The sequence below is a fragment of the Leifsonia sp. C5G2 genome, from assembly GCF_013359685.1.
Taxonomy (GTDB): domain Bacteria; phylum Actinomycetota; class Actinomycetes; order Actinomycetales; family Microbacteriaceae; genus Leifsonia.
Window position 1 is genome coordinate 295254 of record NZ_JABFMV010000003.1, and the last position, 19922, is coordinate 315175.

A 19922-nucleotide genomic window follows, 5' to 3' on the forward strand; every position below is an offset into this window, starting at 1 on the left:
CATAGAGACGCGGATGCGGCGCCCTTCATGACGCCGATTGCAGGTATTCGTCGCGCGGTCGGCGGCGCGGACGGACGCGCGGGCGAGCACGGGCATCGATCGGTGCGGCCGGGCGGCCCTCTGGGGAAGGACCTTCAACCCGGCCGCACGGTCCGAAGACCTCGAGCAGTGCAGCGAGAGTCAATGCTCGACTCTCACACAGTGCGGCACGGGCGGCCCTGAAGCCTAGGCACCATCTGGATGCCTCGAGCACACCGCGCGACGACCCGGCCGCTCAGTCGTGGGACTTGGGGTGGCGCTTGTAGGGCGAGACGGTGGGGTCGCCGGGCAGCCAGTAGCGCCAGGGGAAGGCGAGACCGCCGCCCGCGCCCGAGACACCGGTGCGCAGGCCGGCGACATAGTCGGCCTGCTCGTCCGGGAGCAGCAGGTCGAAGGGCGGCGCGAACACGTCGGCGCCGTCGTCGGCGAGGCTCATCCCTGCGGCGACCACGAGCCGGGCCGGGCCTCTGGCCAGGTCGCGGTGCGGGATGCGGCGGCCGGTGAACCCGACGCGCCGGCGCTCGGCCAGCACCTCCCCCTCGACGACCTCCGCCGCGCGCAGCAGCACCGCCGACGCCTCGCCCTCCGGCGAGCAGACGATGTTCGCGCAGACGTGCATCCCGTAGGTGAAGTACGTGTACACGTGGCCGGGCGGCCCGTACATGACCGCATTCCGCTTGGTCCGGCCGCGGAAGGCGTGCGAACCGGGGTCGAGGCCGTCGCCGATGTACGCCTCCACCTCCGTGATCCGCAGGGCGACCGGCCCCTCCTCGGAGTCGTGCCGGAGCACGGCGCCCAGCAGCCGCGGGGCGACCTCCAGCGAGGACGCCAGGAAGTCCTCCCGCCGCGGGCGGTGCAGCGTCACGTCAGAAGATCCGGCCGCCCGCGGCGACCGCCACGATCAGGCCGACCACGATCACGGCGACCGCGACCACCACGACGACCGTGATGATCCACGGCCGCTTCTTCTCGGGTTCCCACCGCGCCATCAGACCAGGTCCCTTCGTGAGGCGCGCAGGGAGAGCGCCGCCTTGCGCACGTGCTCGGTCAGCGCGGCGAGCTGCTCGGCGACCCGGTCGGGAGCGGTCCCGCCGACGCCGTCGCGGCTCGCGACCGACCCTTCCACCGAGAGCACGGAGCGCACCTCCGGCGTCAGCAGCGGAGACACGGCGGCCAGCTGCTCGTCGGAGACCTCGTGCAGCTCCAGCCCGTTCTCCTCGGCGAAGCGCACCAGGCTGCCGCTCAGCTCGTGCGCCGTCCGGAACGGGACGTGCTGCTTCACCAGCCACTCGGCCACATCCGTGGCGAGCGAGAAGCCCTGCGGCGCCAGCTCCGCCATCCGCTCTGTGTCGAAGCGCAGCGTCGCCACCATCCCGGTGAACGCCGGAAGCAGGACCTCGAGGGTGCGCACCGAGTCGAAGACCGGCTCCTTGTCCTCCTGCAGGTCGCGGTTGTACGCGAGCGGGAGTCCCTTCAGCGTGGCGAGCAGGCCGGTGGCGTTGCCGATCAGGCGGCCGGACTTCCCCCGGGCTAGTTCGGCGATGTCCGGGTTCTTCTTCTGCGGCATGATCGACGACCCGGTCGAGTAGCCGTCGTCGAGCGTGACGAAGCCGAACTCGCGCGTGTTCCACAGGATGATCTCCTCGGCGAACCGCGACAGGTCGACGCCGATCTGGGCGGCGACGTACGCGAACTCGGCCACGACATCCCGTGCGGCCGTTCCGTCGATCGAGTTCTCGGAGCTGCGCGCGAAGCCGAGCTCCCTGGCCACCAGCAGCGGGTCGAGGCCGAGCGTCGAGCCCGCCAGCGCGCCCGCCCCGTACGGGGAGACGTCGGCGCGCGCATCCCAGTCGCCCAGGCGCTGCAGGTCGCGCACCAGCGGCCAGCAGTGGGCGAGCAGGTGGTGCGCGAGCAGCACCGGCTGCGCGTGCTGCAGGTGGGTGCGGCCCGGCATGACGGCGGTGGGATGCGCCCCCGCCTGCGACGCGATGGCGTCGACGAGCGCGATCAGCTGTTCGGCGATGATGCCGGCGTGGTCGCGCAGGTAGAGCCGGATGAGCGTGGCGATCTGGTCGTTGCGGCTGCGGCCGGCGCGCAGCTTGCCGCCGAGCTCGGCCCCCGCCCGCTCGATCAGCCCGCGCTCGAGGGCGCCGTGCACGTCCTCGTCGGTCTCGGCGGCGACGAACGCACCGGAGGCGACATCGGCGTCCAGCCGGTCGAGCGCGGACAGCATCCCGTCCAGCTCCTCAACCGTGAGGTAGCCCGCGGCGGCCAGCGCCTTGGCGTGGGCGCGGGATCCCGCGATGTCGTAGGCGGCGAGCTCCCAGTCGAAGTGCGTCGACTTGCTCAGAGCGGCGAGCTCGGGCGACGGTCCGCCGGCGAACCGGCCGCCCCAGAGCGAGCCCTCGCCGGTCTTGCCGACGCCGGTGGTCTCGTCGGTCATGCTGCGCTCCCGTTCTTCTCCAGCGGCCCGTTCTTCTCCAGCGGCCCGTTCTTCTCCAGCAACCAGGCGAGCAGCGCCTTCTGCGCGTGCAGGCGATTCTCCGCCTCGTCCCAGATCACCGACTGCGGGCCGTCGAGCACGTCGGCGCTGACCTCGTAGCCGCGGTACGCGGGCAGGCAGTGCAGGAAGATCGCGTCCGGATCGGCGAGACCCATCAGGCGGGAGTCGACGGTGTAGTCGCCGAAGACGGCGACGCGCTCGGCCTTCTCGTCCTCCTTGCCCATCGAGACCCAGGTGTCGGTGACGAGCACGTCGGCTCCCGCAGCGGCCTCGGCCGGGTCGGTCAGCACGGTCACCGAGCCGCCGGTGCGGGCGGCGATCGCCTCCGCGTCGGCCACGACGGCCGGGGACGGCGCGTACGACGCGGGCGCGGCGATGCGCACGTGCATGCCCGCCGTCGCGCCGCCGAGCAGGTAGGAGTGCGCCATGTTGTTGGCGCCGTCGCCGAAGTAGCTCATGGTCAGCCCCTCCGTGCGGCCCTTGTGCTCCCGGACGGTCAGCAGGTCGGCGAGGATCTGGCAGGGGTGGAAGTCGTCCGACAGGGCGTTGACGACCGGGACGCGCGTCCCCTCCGCCATCTCCTCCAGCCCTGACTGCGCGTAGGTGCGCCACACGATCGCGGAGACCATCCGCTCCAGCACGCGCGCGGTGTCGGCCAGCGACTCCTTGCCGCCCAGCTGGCTCTCCCCGCTCTGGATGATGAGCGGGCTGCCGCCGAGGTCCGCGATCCCGACCGCGAACGAGACGCGGGTGCGGGTCGAGGTCTTGTCGAAGATCACCGCGACGGTCTGCGGACCGGCGAGCGGCTTCACCGAGAAGCGGTCGCGCTTGAGGTCGGCGGCGAGCGCCAGCACCTCCGCCTGCTCGGCGGGGCTGAGGTCGTCGTCGCGGAGGAAGTGCCGGGTCATGCAGTCCGCCATTTCTTGGGTCGTCGTGGGGAGGAGGTCAGAGGGAGGCGAGCGCGCGGCCGAAACGCTCACGGAACTCCGCGAGCTCGGCGTCGCCGACGATGAGCGGCGGCGCCAGCCGGATGCTCGACTCGTTCGGGGCGTTGATGATCAGACCGTTCGCGAGCGCCGCATCGGAGAGCCGGTGCGCCTCGCCGTCGGTCAGACCGATCCCGATCAGGAGGCCGTGGCCGCGCACGTCGTCGATGAGCGGCGAGCCGAGCGAGCGGATGAGCTGCTTCAGCTCCTCGCCGCGGCGCGCGGCGTTGCCGACCAGGTCGGAGCGCTCGATCTCGGCCAGCACGGCGTTGCCCGCGGCGGTCGCCAGCGGGTTGCCGCCGAAGGTCGACCCGTGCTGCCCCTGCGTGAACAGGTCGGAGGCCCAGCCGAAGGTGACGAGTGCGCCGATCGGCACGCCGCCCGCCATGCCCTTCGCGACGGTGACCGCGTCCGGGAGGATGTCCGCGTGCTGGTAGGCGAACCACCGGCCGGTGCGGCCGACGCCCGTCTGGATCTCGTCGACGATCAGCAGCGCGTGGTGCTTCTCGGTGAGCTCGCGGGCGCGGCGTAGGAAGCCCTCCGGCAGGTCCAGCACGCCGGCCTCGCCCTTGATCGGCTCGACGAACAGGGCGGCGACCCGGTCGTCGATGGCCGCCTCCAGCGCCTCGATGGTGGAGTCGATGTGCTCGACGCCGCCCGGAAGCGGCTCGAACGCCTCGCGCATCGGCGGCTTGCCGGTGAGCGCGAGCGAGCCCATGGTGCGGCCGTGGAAGGCGTTGTGCAGGGCGAGCACGCGCGTCTTCCTGCCGTGCGGCCCCTTGTTCAGGCGGGCGAGCTTGAAGGCGGCCTCGTTGGCCTCCGCGCCCGAGTTGCCGAACAGCACGCGGCCCTCCTCGCCCGCACCGGTGATGGTGCGGAGCCGCTGGGCGAGCTCGAGCTGCGACGGAGTGGAGAAGTAGTTGGAGACGTGGGCGAGCGTCGCCACCTGCGCGCTCACCGCATCCACCAGCGCGGGATGCGCGTGGCCGAGCGCGTTGACCGCGATGCCCGCGAGGAAGTCGAGGTACTCGTTGCCGTCGACGTCCCACACCCGGCAGCCCTCGCCGCGCACGAGCATGCGCTTCGGGGTCGCCAGGGTCCGCATGATGGCGTCGCCGAACGGCGCCTTCCACCCTCCGTCGAGCCAGGCGCCCGCGACCTCCCCGGTCGTGGTCCCGCTCCCGTTCAGCGCCTCGCTCACGCGGGCACCACCTCCGTCCCGATTCCGGACTGCGTGAAGACTTCGAGCAGGATGGAGTGCGCCACCCGCCCGTCGATGATGGCGGCCTTCGCCACTCCCCCGTCGACCGCGTCGAGGCACGCCGCCATCTTCGGGATCATGCCCGACTCCAGCGACGGCAGCAGCGCGCGCAGCTCGTCCGCGCCGATCTTCGACAGCAGCGAGTCGCGGTTCGGCCAGTCGCTGTAGAGGCCGGCCACGTCGGTGAGGATGACGAGCTTCGCTGCGCCCAGGGCGACGGCGAGCGCGGCGGCCGCGGCGTCGGCGTTGACGTTGAGCGCCTGGCTCGCGTCGTCGACATCCGGTGCGATCGAGGAGACGACCGGGATGCGGCCGGCGGCGAGCTGCGTGAGCACCGCCTCCGGGTCGACCGCCACCACGTCTCCGACGAGGCCGAGGTCGACCTCCTCGCCGTCCACGACGGCCGCACGCCTGCGGCCTTGGAACAGCCCGGCGTCCTCGCCGGAGAGGCCGGCGGCGAGCGGTCCGTGCTTGTTGATGTTGCCGACGATGTCGCGATTGATCTGGCCGGTGAGGACCATCCGGACCACGTCCATCGCCTCGGGCGTCGTCACGCGGTAGCCGCCGCGGAACTCGGACGCGATGCCGAGCCGGTCGAGCATCGCCGAGATCTGCGGGCCGCCGCCGTGCACCACGACAGGGCGGAGGCCGGCGTAGCGCAGGTAGACCATGTCCTCGGCGAAGCTGCGCTGCAGCTCCTCGCTGACCATGGCGTTGCCGCCGAACTTCACCACGATGATCTGGTCGTGGAAGGTCTTCAGCCACGGCAGCGACTCGATCAGGGTCGCGGCCTTCGCGGCGGCCTGCTCGTGGTCGGCGGTCTGTTCGTCGTCGGTCATCGTCATCAGCTGGCGTACGCGCTGTTCTCGTGCACGTAGTCGTGCGTGAGGTCGTTGGTCAGGATGGTCGCCGTCTCCTCGCCCGCGTGCAGGTCGATCAGGATGTGGACCTTCCGCGGAGTCAGGTCGACCAGGTCGCGCGGCTGGTCGGGCTCCCCGCCGGTGCAGATCTGGACGCCGTTGATCGCGACGTCGATGCCGTACGGGTCGAACTCGGCGTCGGTGGTGCCGACGGCGGCCAGCACCCGGCCCCAGTTGGGGTCGTTGCCGAAGATGGCGGCCTTGAAGAGGTTGCTGCGCGAGACGGCGCGGCCGACGGCGACGGCGTCGTCCTCACTCGCGGCGCCCACGACCTCGATCGCGATGTCGTGGGAGGCGCCCTCGGCGTCGGCCTGCAGTTGCTCGGCCAGGTCGCGGCACACCGCGGTGAGCGCGAGGGTGAAGGCCGCCTCGTCGGGCTCGACGCCGCTCGCGCCGGAGCCGAGCAGGGCCACGGTGTCGTTGGTGGACATGCAGCCGTCGGAGTCGAGCCGGTCGAAGGTGACGCGCGTGGCGGAGCGGAGGGCGGCGTCCAGCTGCTCGGAGCTGAGCACGGCGTCGGTCGTGAGCACGACGAGCATCGTGGCGAGACCCGGCGCGAGCATCCCGGCGCCCTTGGCCATGCCGCCGATCGTCCAGCCCTCGGGGGCGCGGTGCGCCGCCTCCTTCGGGCGCGTGTCGGTGGTCATGATGGCCTCGGCCGCGCCGAGCCCCGCGTCGGTCGCGAGTGCGGTGGCCGCCGAGGAGACCCCGGCGATCAGCTTGTCGAGCGGTAGCTGGTCGCCGATGAGTCCGGTGGAGCAGACCAGCACGTCTCCCGCGGAGACCTCCAGCTGCTCCGCGACCGCCTCGGCCGTCGCGTGCGTGGTCTGGAAGCCCTGCGCGCCGGTGTAGCAGTTCGCGCCTCCGGAGTTCAGCACGATGGCCGAGACCACGCCGTCCTGGATGACGCGCTCGCTCCACAGCACCGGGTTCGCCTTGCAGCGGTTGGTGGTGAAGACGGCGGCCGCCGAGGTCAGCGGGCCGAGGTTCTTGACGAGCGCGAGGTCGCGCTTCCCGCTCGCCTTGAGGCCGGCGACGACGCCGGACGCGGCGAACCCGGAGGGGGCGGTGACGCTCACGGTGCGACTCCGTTCACGGTCAGGCCCGCGGTCTCGTCGAGGCCGAGGGCGATGTTGACGGACTGCACGGCGGCGCCGGCCGTCCCCTTGTACAGATTGTCGATCGCCAGCACGGTGACGACCCGGCCGGCGGCCTCGTCGAGGGCGACGCCGATCAGCACGGTGTTCGCGCCGAGGACATCGGAGGTGCGGGGCACGGTTCCTGCGGGCAGCACCTGCACGAACGGTTCGCCGGCGTAGGCCGCCTCCCACGCCTGCTGCACCTGCTCCGCCGTCGTGCCGGGCTTCACCCGCGCCGTCGACGTGGCGAGGATGCCGCGCGACATCGGCACGAGCACCGGGGTGAACGACAGTGTCGGGGCGGCGGCTCCGGCCTTGCGGAGGTTCTGCTGGATCTCCGGGATGTGCCGGTGCGTCCCGCCGACCGCGTACGGGTTCGCGGAGCCGAGGATCTCGCTGGCCAGGTACATCGTCTTGAGCGACTTGCCCGCGCCGGAGGGCCCGACGGCGAGCACGGAGACGATGTCCGCATCCTCGATCAGCCCGGCCTGGATGCCCGGCGCGAGGGCCAGCGACACCGCGCTCGCGTTGCAGCCGGGGGCCGCGATGCGACGGGCGCCGACCAGGTGCTCGCGCTGCTTGCCGACCGTGCCGTCGGCGGCGACGACCGGCAGCTCGGGGACGCCGTACGCCCAGGCGCCGAAGTGCTCGCCGCCGTAGAAGGCCGCCCAGTCCGCCGGGTCTTCGAGCCGGTGGTCGGCGCCGCAGTCGACGACGACGGTGTCCTCCGGCAGCTGGGCGGCGATCTCGCCGGAGGTGCCGTGCGGCAGGGCGAGGAAGACGACATCGTGGCCGGCCAGGTTCTCCGGCGTGGTGTCCTGCAGGGTGAGGTGCGCGAGCGAGCGCAGGTGCGGCTGGTGCGCGATCAGCGGGTGGCCCGCATTCGAGTGCGCGGTGACGGTGCGGATCTCGAGGTCGGGGTGGGCGGCCAGGATGCGCAGCAGCTCACCGCCCGCGTATCCGGATGCGCCTGCGACGGCGACCGAGAGAGTCATGCTTCTTCCTTTTCGAGTGGACGACGGGAGTCTCGGCGACGGCGGCGCCCACGTCGATCCACAGCTTCAGGACCGCCCGGAACGCCGCCTAGCTTCGGCGGTCGCGCAGGCGTCGGCGCAGGGCGCGGGCGGCGAGAGCCGCACGCGTCGAAGCGGTGCGCCGGACGGAAAGCATGCGACAACCCTAGCGCGCCCGCCCCGGGCGCCGCCAAATCCGGCCGTCGCGGCGACTGCGGTGCTCTGGAACGACCGCGGCGCGGCGAACGACCGCAGTCGTTCCGCCGCGCCGCCGTCACGGGTGGTCGCCGCCCTACTCGCGGATGGTGGCGCCGAACAGATCGCCGGCCCGGGCGGCGCCGGCGAGCTTGGCCTCGCTCGCCTCCGCCGCGGTGAGGGTGCGGTCGAGGGCGCGGAAGCGCAGGGCGAAGGTGAGGCTCTTGCGCCCCTCCGGAAGCCCCGGGCCGCGGTAGTCGTCGACGAGCCGGATGTGCTCCAGCAGCTCGCCGGCGCCCTCCCGGACCGCGCGCAGCACGTCGCCGGCCGGTGCGTCCTCGGGGACGACGAGCGAGAGGTCCTGCGTCGCCGCAGGGAAGCCCGCGATCGCCCCGGCGACGATGTCGGCGGGAGCGACGGCGATGAGTGCGTCGAGGTCGAGCTCGAACACCGCGACGACGCGCGGGAGGTCGAACTCGTGCGCGAGCGCGGGCAGCAGTTCGCCGGCGTAGCCGACCGGGACCGCCGAGCCGTCGGCGGCGCGCGCGACGAGCTCTGCCGTGCGCCCCGGATGCAGCGCCTGGTGCGACGACTGGACGACGTCGACCGTCACGCCGACCGCCGCGGCCGTCTGCCGCACCATGTCGAGTACGTCGACGAGTCCTGCCGGCGCGGCGGGCATCCCGGGCTGCTTCTCGACGGCGTCGCCGACCACCAGGCCCGCGAGGTGCCGCGGCTGGGCGGGGATGCCGGCGTTCAGGCCCGCGAGCACGTCGTCGCCGGGGAGCGCAGCGCCGGGCGGCAGCGTCTCGCTGCCGATCGGGCCCTCGCCCGGACGGAACACCGTGCCCAGCTCGTACACGCGCAGGTCGACCAGGCCACGGGCGAGGTTGCGCTTCGCTGCGTCGATCAGGCCGGGGAGGAGCGAGGCGCGCAGGTAGGGGGCCGTCGCGTCCAGAGCGTTCGCCAGCCGCACCGCGGGAACCGCCGCACCCGCCTCCGCGGTGCCGAACAGGTCGTTCTGTGCCTCGCCGACGAACGGGAAGGACAGCACCTCCGTCGCGCCGTTGTCGGCCAGGATCTGCGCGACACTGCGGCGCAGCCGCTGCTCGCGGGTCAGGCCGCGGCCGGGAGGCGCGACGGGCAGCACCGACGGGATGCGGTCGTAGCCCACGATGCGGGCCACCTCCTCCGCCAGGTCCGACTTGTCGCGCAGGTCGGGGCGCCACGTCGGGGGCGCGACGAGCAGGCCGCCGCCGGTCGCGGTGACCCGGCCGCCGATCTCCGCCAGCGCGCCGCGGATCTCGTCGTCGGTGAAGTCGACGCCGATGAGCGAGGCGATGTAGCCGTCGGGCAGGCGGATGGGCTCCGCCGCCACCGAGGCGTCGAGCAGCGAGCCGAGGTCGTCGGCGTGGCCGCCCGCGAGCTGCTCGAGCAGCTGCACGACGCGTGCCGCCGCGGCGACCGCGACCTGCGGATCCACCCCGCGCTCGAAGCGCTTGGAGGCCTCGCTCGGCAGCTTGTGGCGACGTGCGGTGCGGGCGATCGACACCGGGTCGAAGTTGGCCGCCTCGATGAGCACGTTGCGGGTGCCTGCGCCGATCTCGGTGGAGGCGCCGCCCATGACGCCGGCGAGGCCGATCGCGCCGGAGCCGTCGGCGATCACGAGGTCTTCCGGGTCGAGCTTCCTGGTCTGGTCGTCGAGCGTGACCAGGGTCTCCCCCGGCGCCGCGCGGCGCACCACGATGCCGCCCGAGAGCTTGTCGAGGTCGTAGCCGTGGATGGGCTGCCCCAGCTCGAGCATGACGTAGTTGGTGATGTCGACGATGAGCGAGATCGAGCGGATGCCGGCGAGCTTCAGCCGCGCGATCATCCACGCGGGCGTCGGGCGGGTGCCGTCGACGTCGCGGACCACGCGCGTCACGAAGACGCTCGCGCCGACGCGCCCGCGGATGGGCGCGGTGTCCTCGATCGTGACGCTGAACCCGCTGGCGTGCTCGGCGGCGGCGCTCACCGGCACCGCGTCGGCCGGGTCGCGGAAGGCCGCGCCCGTCGCGTGGGAGTACTCGCGGGCGATGCCGCGGATGGAGAACGCGTAGCCGCGGTCGGGCGTGACGTTGACCTCCACCGCCGCGTCGTCGAGCCCGAGCAGGGCCACGGCGTCGGCGCCGACCTCCGGGTCGAGCCCGAGCGTGGTCAGGCGCAGGATGCCGTCGTGGTCCTCGCCGAGGCCGAGCTCGCGCGCCGAGGCGATCATGCCGTCGGAGATGTGGCCGTAGGTCTTGCGGGCCGCGATCGGGAAGGGTCCGGGCAGCACGGCGCCCGGCAGCGTCACGACGACCTTGTCGCCGGGGAAGAAGTTGCGCGCGCCGCAGACGATGCCGCGCACGTCGGCGCCGCCGTCGGCCGCGGCCTGCCCCTCGGGCGCCACGCGCACCTGGCACCAGCGGATGGTCTTGCCGTTGCTCTGCGGCTCCTCGACGAACTCCAGCACCTGGCCGACGACGATCGGCCCGGACAGGTCGAAGGTGTGGATGTCCTCCTCCTCGAGCCCGACGGAGACGAGGGCGGCGTGCACCTCCTCCGGCGTCGTTCCGGGCTCCAGGTCGACGAACTCGCCGAGCCAACTCAGGGGGACGCGCATCAGACCACCATTCCGAACTGCTGGGAGAACCGGACATCGCCCTCGGCCATGTCGCGCATGTCTTTGACGTCGTTGCGGAACATCAGGGCCCGCTCCACGCCCATCCCGAAGGCGAAGCCCGAGTACACGTCGGGGTCGATGCCGGCCGCGCGCAGCACATTGGGGTTGACCATGCCGCAGCCGCCCCACTCGATCCAGCGCGCGCCGCCCTTGAAGGTCGGGTGCCAGAGGTCGAGCTCGGCGCTCGGCTCGGTGAACGGGAAGTAGTTGGGCCGCAGGCGCACGCGCGCCTCCTCGCCGAACAGGGTCTTGACGAAGTGGTCGAGCGTGCCGCGCAGGTGCGCCATCGTCAGGCCCTTGTCGACGGCGATGCCCTCGGTCTGGGTGAAGACCGGGAGGTGGGTCGCGTCGAACTCGTCGGTGCGGAAGACACGACCCGGCGCGATGCGGTAGACCGGCGGCTCGTCGGTCAGGAGGGCGCGGAGCTGCACGGGCGAGGTGTGGGTGCGGAGCACCAGGTGCGCGTCGGTGGGCTCCACGAAGAACGTGTCCTGCATCGCGCGCGCCGGGTGGTCGGCGTCGAAGTTGAGGGCGTCGAAGTTGTACCACTCGCTCTCGAGCTCGGGGCCCTCGGCGAGCTCCCAGCCCATGCCGATGAAGACGTCGGCGATGCGCTCCTGCAGCAGGCTGAGCGGGTGACGCGCACCGGGGGTCCAGCGCGAGGGCAGGGCGGTGACGTCGAGCGTCTCCGCGGCGAGCTGAGCCGCCTGCTCCTGCTCCGCGATCTGCGCCTCCTTGGCCGTGAACGCCTGGTTCACGCGCGCGCGGGCGCCGCCGACGAGCTTGCCTGCCGCGGCCTTCTGGTCGCCGGGGAGCGACCGGATGCTCGCGTTCAGGCGCGCAAGGGGCGAGCCCTCCGCCGTGTGGTCGTGGCGCACCGTCTTGAGGGCCGCCGAGTCGCTCGCGGCGTCGATCGCGGCGAGCGCCGCCGAGACGGCCGCTTCGACCGCGGATTCGGTGATCTCCGTGGTATCTGACACGGTCACCCAGTCTAGTCGGCGCGCTCTCCCTCACTCCGCCCGGTCCGGCGAGGTGCTCGTCGTTGCTGTCGACACGCCGCGCGAGGCAGCGACGACGAGCACCTCGCGGTCAGGAGCGCTGCGCAAAGGCCGATTCGTAGAGGCAGACGGAGGCGGCGGTGGCGAGGTTCATCGACTCCGCGCGGCCGTAGATGGGGACCGTGACCACACGGTCGACCAGGTCGAGCAGCTCGTCGGCGAGCCCGTGCGCCTCGTTGCCGAACACCCAGGCCGTCGGCCGGGAGAGCTCGCCGTCGCGGCGGGCGGCGAGCAGGTCCTCGCCCTTGATGTCGGCGGCGAGCACCTGCAGTCCGGCCGCATGGGCGCGGCCGACGACGTCGGCGAGGCCTGCGCCGACGGCGACCGGCACGTGGAACAGGGACCCGGTGGTCGAGCGGACCACCTTCGGGTTGTAGAGATCGACGGTGCGCCCGGTCAGGATGACGGCGTCGGCGCCCGCGGAGTCGGCTGCACGGATGATCGTGCCCGCGTTGCCCGGGTCGCGCACCTCCTCCAGCACCGCCACGAGCTTCGGGGAGCCGGTGAGGATGTCGCGGATCGAGGTCGGGAACTGCCGCGCGACCGCGACGAAGCCCTGCGGCGTGACGGTGTCGGCCATGGCGACCAGCACGTGCTCGGTGACGAACTCGACCTCGATGCCGGCGTCGGCCGCGGCGCGCGCGATGTCGGGGTACCGCTCCAGCGCGGTGGGGGTGGCGAAGAGGTCGACGAGCAGCTCCGGGCGGAAGCCGAGCGCCTCCTCGACGGCCTGCGGCCCCTCCAGGAGGAAGAGCCCCGTCTCCGCGCGGGCGGGACGCTTGGCGAGCTTGGCGACGGCCCTGACGCGCGGCGAGCGCGGGTTGTCCAGCATGGCACCAGCTTAGGGGCGATGAACCGTGCGGCTCCGCGTCTCGTGATGAACACGAGACCAGAGGAGGTCGAACGATGAGGACATGGATGAGGACGGCGTGGATCGCCGGCGGCGCGGCGGTCGCACTGGGGCTCGGCACGGCGGCCGCGGTCGCGGCGACGGGCGGCGGCGAGGGCGCGGACGACGGTCCTCGCATCGTGCAGAGCAGCATCCCGGCCGTGGTCGACCGCACCCCGCGCCCAACCCCGAGCGACCTGCCGAGCACGGTACCGGTCGCACCGCCCACCACCCACGACTTCGGGGAGGACCACGGCGCGGACGCCCCGGCTACCCACGACGTCGGCGACGACCACGGGGTGGACGACCCGGCCACGCACGACCTGAGCGACGACCACGGCGCGGACGACCCGGCCACGCACGACGTCGGCGACGACCACGGCTCTGGCGGCCACGGCGCCGACGACTGAGCGCTACTCCCCCGCCGCGAGCCCGCGGACGAGCAGGTCGAGCAGCCGTCCGGTCTGCCCGGGGTCGGCGCTGTTCGCGGTGGTCAGGAACACCCCGATCATCGCGGCGGTGACGTCGTCCGCCGCCATCCCCTCTCGGAACACGCCCTGCTCCGCGCCCGCCGCGAGGATGAGGCCGACCGCTTCGTTGACGCGGCGGCGCGTGTCCGCCGACTCCGCGGCCGACCGGATCGCGCCCGCCCGCACCGACTCCGCCATCCCGCGCTTGGTCGCGATGAACCCGGCGTAGGTATCCAGGAAGGCGCGGAGGGCCGCATCCGGCGTGTGCCGGGCGAGCAGGTCGGGCACGGTCGCGAGCACCGCATCCAGTTCGCTGGCGTACACCGCCGCGACCAGCTCCTCCCGGGTCGGGAAGTTGCGGTACAGCGTCCCGATGCCGACCCCGGCCGAGCGCGCGATCGCCTCCAGCGACGCGTCCTCGCCCGCCGCGGTGAACGCGGTGCGCGCGGCGTCGAGGATCGCGGCGCGGTTGCGCGCGGCATCGGCGCGCGGGCGCCGCGCGGCGCGGGTGACGTCGGACAAAGTGGAGGCACCTCCGGTTAAGTGCTACGGTCACAAGAGCGGAGGCTCCTCCGCTTCAGCCTCATTCTAGGAGGGGATATGACCGGAACCATCACCCGACCCGGCGGAACGGCCCAGCTCGGCACGCGCACCGTCTCGCGCGTCGGCTACGGCGCCATGGCGCTCGAGCGCTTCGAGTACGATCCTGAGGCCGCCGTCGCGCTGCTCCGTCGCGCCGCCGAACTCGGCATCGACCACATCGACACCGCCGACTTCTACGGCCGGAGCGTCTCCAACGACCTGATCCGCCGCGCGTTCGGAAGCGACGAGGCGGTCACGGTCGTCACCAAGGTCGGCGCCGTCCGGGTCGAGGGCGGCACGTTCCCGCTCGCGCTCGAGCAGCGCCCGGAGCAGCTGCGCGAGCAGGTGCACGCCAACCTGCGCTCGCTCGGCCGCGACCGGCTGGACGTGGTCAACCTGCGCCGGCCGGAGGTCGGGCCGGGCATCACCGTCCCCGACGACGAGCTGGTGGACCTCGACGACCAGTTGGCCGAGCTCGTCGCCCTGCGCGACGAGGGCACCATCGGCGCGATCGGGCTCAGCGCCGTCCGCCACGCCACCGTCCAGCGCGCCCTCCCCGCGGGCATCGTGTGCGTGCAGAACGCATTCTCGGTGCTCTCCCGCGAGTTCGAGGACGCGCTCGCGCTGTGCCTGGCCGAGGGCGTCGCGTGGGTGCCGTATTTCCCGCTCGGGAGCGGGTTCCCGCAGCTGCCCAGCGTCACGGAGGACCCGGTGGTCCAAAGCGTCGCCTCGGAACTCGGCGTGACGCCGGCCCAGGTCGGACTGGCGTGGCTGATCGGTCACGCCCCGAACATCCTGCTCATCCCCGGCACCGGCAGCATCCCGCACCTGGAGGAGAACGCGGCGGCCGGCGGCGTCTCACTCACTGCGGAGCAGCGGGAGCGTCTGGACGCGATCGCCGCCTAGCGAGGCCGCGAGAACAGAAAACGGCCCGGGCGACAGCTGTCGACCGGGCCGTTCACGTTGGTGGGTCGCTTACGCGGCGGCGTCCGCCTTCGGGGCCGAGGTGTCGGCCGGCAGCGCCTTCTTGGCGGTCTCGACGAGGGCCGCGAAGGTCGCGGGCTCGGTGACGGCCAGGTCGGCGAGGATGCGGCGGTCGACCTCGACGCCCGCCAGGTTCAGACCCTGGATGAGGCGGTTGTAGGTGAGGCCGTTCGCACGGGACGCGGCGTTGATCCGCTGGATCCAGAGACGACGGAAGTCGCCCTTCTTCTGGCGGCGGTCGCGGTACGAGTAGACCAGCGAGTGGGTGACCTGCTCCTTGGCCTTGCGGTAGAGGCGCGACCGCTGACCGCGGTAGCCCTCGGCGCGCTCGAGGATGACCCGACGCTTCTTGTGGGCGTTGATCGCCCTCTTCACTCTTGCCATTAGTCGATTCCTTCTTGAAGTACGTGTCGGGGGTTACTTGCCGAGCATCCGGCGGATGACCTTGGCATCCACCTCGGGCACGACCTGCTCGGCGTTCAGACGGCGCTTGCGGCTGCTGGACTTGACCTCGAGGTTGTGGCGCATTCCGGACTGCTGCTTCATCACCTTGCCGCTGCCGGTGAGCTTGAAGCGCTTCTTGGCTCCGGAGTGGGTCTTCTGCTTGGGCATTACTTCTCCTCGTTCGTCGCCTGGGCGGGCGAACTCTCGTCGGACTGAGCAGCGTCGGCTGTCTCAGCAACCGCCTCCTGGTCGCGCCCCTGGGCGCGCGCCTTCGAAGCGGCACGTACTGCGTTGGCCTCGGCCTTGGCCTCGGACTTGTTCTTGAGCGGGCTGATGATCATCACCATGTTGCGCCCGTCGATCGTGGGGTTCGACTCCACGGTCCCGAGCTCGGCGACGTCCTCCGCGAAGCGCTGCAGCAGGCGCACGCCCTGCTCCGGGCGCGACTGCTCGCGTCCACGGAAGAGGATCATGGCCTTCACCTTGTCGCCGGCCTTCAGGAAGCCCTCGGCGCGCTTGCGCTTGGTCTCGTAGTCGTGCTTGTCGATCTTGAGGCGGAAACGGACCTCTTTGAGGATCGTGTTCGCCTGGTTGCGCCGGGCCTCCTTGGCCTTCTGCGCAGCCTCGTACTTGAACTTGCCGTAGTCCATGATCTTGGCGACCGGCGGCTTGGAGTTGGGCGCGACTTCGACCAGGTCGAGGTCGGCCTCCTGCGCGAGTCGCAGAGCGACCTCGATCTTGACGACACCGACCTGCTCACCGCTGGGGCCGACGAGTCGAACTTCGGGGACGCGGATACGGTCATTCGTACGGGGATCGCTGATGTTTTTCTCCTCTGATCAAGCGATGCTTCTCGGCCACGGAAGGTCGGTGACGTTCCGGCGAAAGAGGAGGTTCCACGCACCAGCACGGCCTGCGATCTTTCGATCACAGGCCTGGTACCGCACCCTGTCTACCCCCGCGTTCGCACGCGGTGGCGGAGTGCAACGACCCGGTAACCTGTATAGCGGTCAAGCGCGGGTGGGAGGAATCTCCACTTTCGTACCGGGACATCAAGCCCCGGAGCCTGAAGAATTCTAGCAGAGGAAAGCAGTGAGCGACACATCCTTCACCTTCGACGACTCCGCCGACGACGCCGACGGTGTCGCGGAGGCCACCCGCGACATCGCGGAGGTCCCCGCCGTCGAGGTGATCACCACCACCGCCGTGCACCTGATGAGCGCCGCCGCGGTCAAGACCGGCCTCGCCGACGACCCGGAGAACCAGACCGATCTGGATGAGGCGCGCAAGCTGATCGACGCCCTCGCCGGCCTCGTGACCGCGAGCGCGGCGCACGTCGGCGACCAGCACGCCCGCAGCCTGCGCGACGGCCTGCGGTCGCTGCAGCTCGCCTTCCGCGAGGCCTCGGCCATCCCGGACCCGATCGGCAAGGGACCGGGCGAGAAGTACACCGGCCCCGTCAGCTGACATGGCGTTCACGCCGCCTGCCGTGTTCACCACCCGGCCCACCCTGCAGGGAACGTTCGGGATGAGCGCGTCGACGCACTGGCTCGCCACCGGAGCGGCCCAGGCGGTGCTGGAGCGCGGCGGGAACGCGTTCGACGCGGCCATCGCCGGCGCGTTCGTGCTGCACGTGGTCGAGCCGCACCTCAACGGCCCGGGGGGCGACCTCGTCGCGCTGTTCGCGACCGCCGACGACCCGACGCCGGTCGTGCTGAGCGGGCAGGGGCCGGCGCCCGCCCATGCGACGCCGGAGCACTACCGGGCGGAGGGTCTGGAGCTCGTGCCGGGCTCCGGAGCGCTCGCCGCGGCCGTCCCCGGCGCGGTGGACGCCTGGCTGCTGCTGCTGAAGGACCGCGGCACCTGGGAGCTCGCCGACGTGCTGGCCTTCACGATCGGCTACGCGGAGGATGGCCACCCGGTGCTCGAACGCGTGTGCGCCACGATCCGCACCGTCGCACCGCTGTTCGCCGAGCACTGGCCGACGTCCGCCGAGCAATGGATGCCCGGCGGACGCATCCCGGAGCCCGGCCAGCTGATCGCGAACCCGGCATACGCGCGGGTCCTCCGCGGTCTGATCGCAGCGGGGGACCCCGCGGGCAGCCGGGAAGAGCGGATCGAGGCGGCCCGCACAGAGTGGGCGACCGGCGCGGTCGCGACCGCGGCCGCCGCCTTCGTGCGCACCCCGCACCGGCACTCCGACGGCGCCGACCACGCGGGCGTCATCGCCGAGGACGACTTCGCCGCCTACCGCGCGGCCTACGAGCCCGCGGTGACGCTCGACTTCCGCGGCAGCACCATCGCGAAGGCGGGCGCCTGGACGCAGGGGCCGGCGCTGCTGCAGACCCTCACGCTTCTGGACGGCTTCGACGACGACCGGCTCGACCCGTCGACGGAGCTCGGCGCCCACACCGTGCTGGAGGCGCAGAAGCTCGCGTACGCCGACCGCGACGCGTACTACGGCGACGCCGACGTTCCGCTCGACGTGCTGCTCTCCCCCGGCTACGCCGACGCGCGCCGCGCGCTGATCGGCGAGACCGCGTCGGCCGAGGTCCGGCCCGGCGAGGTGCCGGGGGTGGCGCCGTTCCGTCCGCCGCTGCGGACCGCGTACACCCCGCCCTCCGGCATCGCGAGCGAGGGCGTCGGCGAGCCGACGGTGTCCCGGAGCGGCGAGACCCGCGGCGACACGTGCCACATCGACGTGGTCGACCGCTGGGGCAACATCGTCTCGGCGACGCCGTCGGGCGGCTGGCTGCAGTCGTCGCCCACCATCCCCGAGCTCGGCTTCTGCCTCGGCACGCGTCTGCAGATGACCTGGCTGGAGGAGGGCGGTCCGGCGACGCTCACCCCGGGCCGGCGGCCGCGCACCACGTTGACGCCGACGCTGGTGCTGCAGGACGGCGTTCCGGTCGCCGCGCTCGGCTCGCCCGGCGGAGACCAGCAGGACCAGTGGCAGCTGCTCTACCTGCTGCGCACGATCGTGGGAGGCTACACGCCGCAGCAGGCGATCGACGCGCCCGCGCTGCACACCACCTCCATCGCGGAGTCGTTCTGGCCGCGCACCTGGACCCCAGCGGGCGCCGTGGTCGAGGACCGCCTGGGCGACGACGTGATCGCGGGACTCGTGGCGCGCGGTCACCGCGTGGTCCGGGCGGGCGACTGGACGCTCGGCCGCCTCTCCTCCGTCGGCCGCGACCCCGGGACGGGCGTGCTCTCGGCCGCCGCCAACCCGCGCGGCATGCAGGGCTACGCCGCAGGCCGCTGACACCTGCCGCGCGACTGCGGCCCCCCGTCACGTCTGCGGCGGCGCGCGCAGCCGCAGACGTTCCGGCGGGCCGCAATCGCGGCTCAGCCGGCGGCGGCGGCGGCGACGGCCCGGCGGACGGCCTCCACGGTGCGGGAGGCCTCGTCCGCGTCGGTCAGCCAGTTGCTGACCGAGAAGCGCAGCACCGCACGGCCGTGCCAGGTCGATGCGGAGGCGAGCGCACGCCCGTCGGCGAGCAGCGCCTCCCCCACGGCCCGCGTGCGCTCGTCGCTCCCGAACGCCGCGCACACCTGCGTGTAGACGACATCGTTGAGCACCTCGCCGCCGGGTAGGCCGCGCACACCGTCTGCGATGACCGTCGCCGAGTCCGCCAGCCGCTGCACGAGCTCCGCGACGCCCTGCCGTCCCAGCTGCGCCAGCGTCGCGTACACCGGGACGCCGCGCGCCCGCCGCGACAGCTCCGGCACCCGGTCGGACGGGTCGGCCACCGAGTCCGACGAGGCGAGGTAGGCGGCGTGCTGCGCCATGGAGCGGTGCAGCGCCCCGGGATCCGCCACGGCGACGATGCCGCAGTCGTACGGCACGTTCAGGGTCTTGTGCGCGTCCGTCGCCCAGGAGTCGGCGTCGGCCACCCCGGCGACGAGCGGCCGGAGCGCCGGAGCGGCCGCCGCCCACAGTCCGAAGGCTCCGTCCACGTGCACCCAGGCCCCGGCGCGGTGCGCGACCCCGATCGCCTCCGCGAACGGGTCGAACGCGCCCGAGTGGATGTTGCCCGCCTGCAGCACGACGATCGCCGGCCCCTCGCCCTCGTCGAGCGCCTCCGTCAGCGCGTCCACGCGCATCCGGCCCTGCTCGTCGACGGGGATGGCGCGCCCGTGGCCGAGTCCGGCCATCGACGCCGCGCTGTCGACCGAGCCGTGTCGCTCGGCCCCGACGAAGAGCCGCACCGCGGGACCGCCCGCGAGGCCGTCGGCGGCGGCGGCCCAGCCCACGCGCCGCAGCACCTCGTCGCGGGCCACCAGCAGGCCGGCCAGGTTGGCCACCGTCGCGCCCGTGACGAAGCCGATCTCCGAGCCCGCGGGCAACCCGAGCAGGTCGACGAGCCATTCGGCGGCGAGCTCCTCGGCACCGGCGACGCCCGGGGTCACCGAGCGCAGGCCGTTGTTCTGGTCCCACGCCGAGGTGAGCCAGTCCGCGGCGAGCGCCACCGGCTGCGCGCCGCCCATCACCCAACCGTGGAAGCGGGGCGAGTGGATGCGCATGAGCCCGGGCTCCGCCGCCTCCGCCAGGTGCCGGAGCACCTCGACGGCGCCGGGTCCGCGTTCGGGCAGCTCCCGGCCCAGCGCATCCTTCACCTGTTCGACGTCGGCGCGGGGCGGGATGCGCCCCTCGCGCACGTCGCCGAGCCAGCGCCCGGCGAGCGCGACGGCCTCGTCGAGCGCCGGTCGGAACGCATCCTGGTCGCTCACG

Annotated in this window: 20 protein-coding genes; 4 read left to right on the plus strand and 16 right to left on the minus strand. The window is 72.7% G+C overall.

Annotated elements, in window-relative coordinates; translation table 11 throughout:
* Positions 1–274: 274 nt before the first annotated feature.
* The 11 genes from HNO83_RS06150 to HNO83_RS06195 form a co-directional block, all read right to left on the minus strand.
* The gene (locus tag HNO83_RS06150) at positions 275–904 is read right to left on the minus strand and encodes a DNA-3-methyladenine glycosylase (RefSeq protein WP_175336624.1); all 630 of its coding nucleotides are present in this window, start codon (positions 902–904) and stop codon (positions 275–277) included.
* A gap of 1 nt (position 905) precedes the next feature.
* Positions 906–1028 carry a hypothetical protein gene (locus tag HNO83_RS20555; protein ID WP_283810064.1) on the minus strand — a complete coding sequence of 41 codons (123 nt, stop codon included), beginning with the start codon at positions 1026–1028 and terminating at the stop codon, positions 906–908.
* Positions 1028–2482, minus strand: a complete 1455-nt coding sequence (gene argH, locus HNO83_RS06155; protein ID WP_175336625.1) for an argininosuccinate lyase — start codon at positions 2480–2482, stop codon at positions 1028–1030. The genes HNO83_RS20555 and argH overlap by 1 nt, the downstream gene beginning before the upstream one ends.
* Positions 2479–3450, minus strand: a complete 972-nt coding sequence (gene argF / locus HNO83_RS06160; RefSeq protein ID WP_175336626.1) for an ornithine carbamoyltransferase — start codon at positions 3448–3450, stop codon at positions 2479–2481. Before argF ends, argH begins: the two co-directional genes overlap by 4 nt.
* 37 nt (positions 3451–3487) lie before the next feature.
* Positions 3488–4633: an acetylornithine transaminase gene (locus tag HNO83_RS06165; RefSeq protein WP_249776550.1), complete on the minus strand. Its 1146-nt coding sequence runs from the start codon at positions 4631–4633 to the stop codon at positions 3488–3490.
* Positions 4634–4725: 92 nt separating this feature from the next.
* Positions 4726–5628: an acetylglutamate kinase gene (gene argB / locus HNO83_RS06170; protein ID WP_175336627.1), complete on the minus strand. Its 903-nt coding sequence runs from the start codon at positions 5626–5628 to the stop codon at positions 4726–4728.
* 5 nt (positions 5629–5633) lie between these two features.
* Entirely contained in the window at positions 5634–6788 is a 1155-nt protein-coding gene (argJ, locus tag HNO83_RS06175; protein ID WP_175336628.1) for a bifunctional glutamate N-acetyltransferase/amino-acid acetyltransferase ArgJ, read from the minus strand.
* Positions 6785–7843: an N-acetyl-gamma-glutamyl-phosphate reductase gene (argC, locus tag HNO83_RS06180; protein WP_175336629.1), complete on the minus strand. Its 1059-nt coding sequence runs from the start codon at positions 7841–7843 to the stop codon at positions 6785–6787. Before argC ends, argJ begins: the two co-directional genes overlap by 4 nt.
* Positions 7844–8153: 310 nt before the next feature.
* Complete coding sequence (gene pheT, locus HNO83_RS06185) at positions 8154–10700, minus strand: phenylalanine--tRNA ligase subunit beta (protein ID WP_175336630.1); 2547 nt, start codon at positions 10698–10700, stop codon at positions 8154–8156.
* Positions 10700–11740, minus strand: coding sequence for a phenylalanine--tRNA ligase subunit alpha (gene pheS, locus HNO83_RS06190; protein ID WP_175336631.1), 1041 nt, complete (start codon positions 11738–11740; stop codon positions 10700–10702). The genes pheT and pheS overlap by 1 nt, the downstream gene beginning before the upstream one ends.
* Before the next feature lie 109 nt (positions 11741–11849).
* Positions 11850–12650, minus strand: a complete 801-nt coding sequence (locus tag HNO83_RS06195) for a TrmH family RNA methyltransferase (RefSeq protein WP_175336632.1) — start codon at positions 12648–12650, stop codon at positions 11850–11852.
* 86 nt (positions 12651–12736) lie between these two features.
* On the opposite strand from HNO83_RS06195, the gene HNO83_RS06200 reads away from it, so the two are divergent.
* On the plus strand, positions 12737–13117 hold the full coding sequence (locus tag HNO83_RS06200; protein WP_175336633.1) for a hypothetical protein: 381 nt from the start codon (positions 12737–12739) through the stop codon (positions 13115–13117).
* 3 nt (positions 13118–13120) lie between these two features.
* Here the strand turns inward: HNO83_RS06200 and HNO83_RS06205 are convergent, their stop codons facing one another.
* A complete protein-coding gene (locus tag HNO83_RS06205; RefSeq protein ID WP_175336634.1) occupies positions 13121–13699 on the minus strand; it encodes a TetR/AcrR family transcriptional regulator in 579 nt (192 codons plus the stop codon).
* A 78-nt stretch (positions 13700–13777) separates the two neighbouring features.
* Here HNO83_RS06205 and HNO83_RS06210 point away from each other — a divergent pair, with 78 nt between their 5' ends.
* Positions 13778–14665 (plus strand): aldo/keto reductase, encoded by an 888-nt coding sequence (locus HNO83_RS06210; RefSeq protein ID WP_175336635.1) that lies wholly within the window; start codon positions 13778–13780, stop codon positions 14663–14665.
* Between the two features lie 69 nt (positions 14666–14734).
* Here the strand turns inward: HNO83_RS06210 and rplT are convergent, their stop codons facing one another.
* From rplT to infC, 3 genes are read right to left on the minus strand one after another with little or no spacing between them, the layout of a single operon-like run.
* On the minus strand, positions 14735–15127 hold the full coding sequence (gene rplT / locus HNO83_RS06215) for a 50S ribosomal protein L20 (RefSeq protein WP_175336636.1): 393 nt from the start codon (positions 15125–15127) through the stop codon (positions 14735–14737).
* 33 nt (positions 15128–15160) lie between these two features.
* Complete coding sequence (rpmI, locus tag HNO83_RS06220; protein WP_175336637.1) at positions 15161–15355, minus strand: 50S ribosomal protein L35; 195 nt, start codon at positions 15353–15355, stop codon at positions 15161–15163.
* Positions 15355–16011, minus strand: a complete 657-nt coding sequence (gene infC / locus HNO83_RS06225) for a translation initiation factor IF-3 (protein WP_175336719.1) — start codon at positions 16009–16011, stop codon at positions 15355–15357. The genes rpmI and infC overlap by 1 nt, the downstream gene beginning before the upstream one ends.
* Positions 16012–16279: 268 nt before the next feature.
* Between infC and HNO83_RS06230 the strand changes: the two genes are divergently transcribed.
* Positions 16280–16654, plus strand: coding sequence for a DUF1844 domain-containing protein (locus HNO83_RS06230; protein ID WP_175336638.1), 375 nt, complete (start codon positions 16280–16282; stop codon positions 16652–16654).
* A gap of 1 nt (position 16655) precedes the next feature.
* Positions 16656–18452, plus strand: a complete 1797-nt coding sequence (locus HNO83_RS06235) for a gamma-glutamyltransferase family protein (protein WP_175336639.1) — start codon at positions 16656–16658, stop codon at positions 18450–18452.
* Positions 18453–18535: 83 nt separating this feature from the next.
* Here HNO83_RS06235 and HNO83_RS06240 read toward each other — a convergent pair whose 3' ends face one another.
* Complete coding sequence (locus HNO83_RS06240; RefSeq protein ID WP_175336640.1) at positions 18536–19921, minus strand: pyridoxal phosphate-dependent decarboxylase family protein; 1386 nt, start codon at positions 19919–19921, stop codon at positions 18536–18538.
* Between the last annotated feature and the right edge of the window lies 1 nt (position 19922).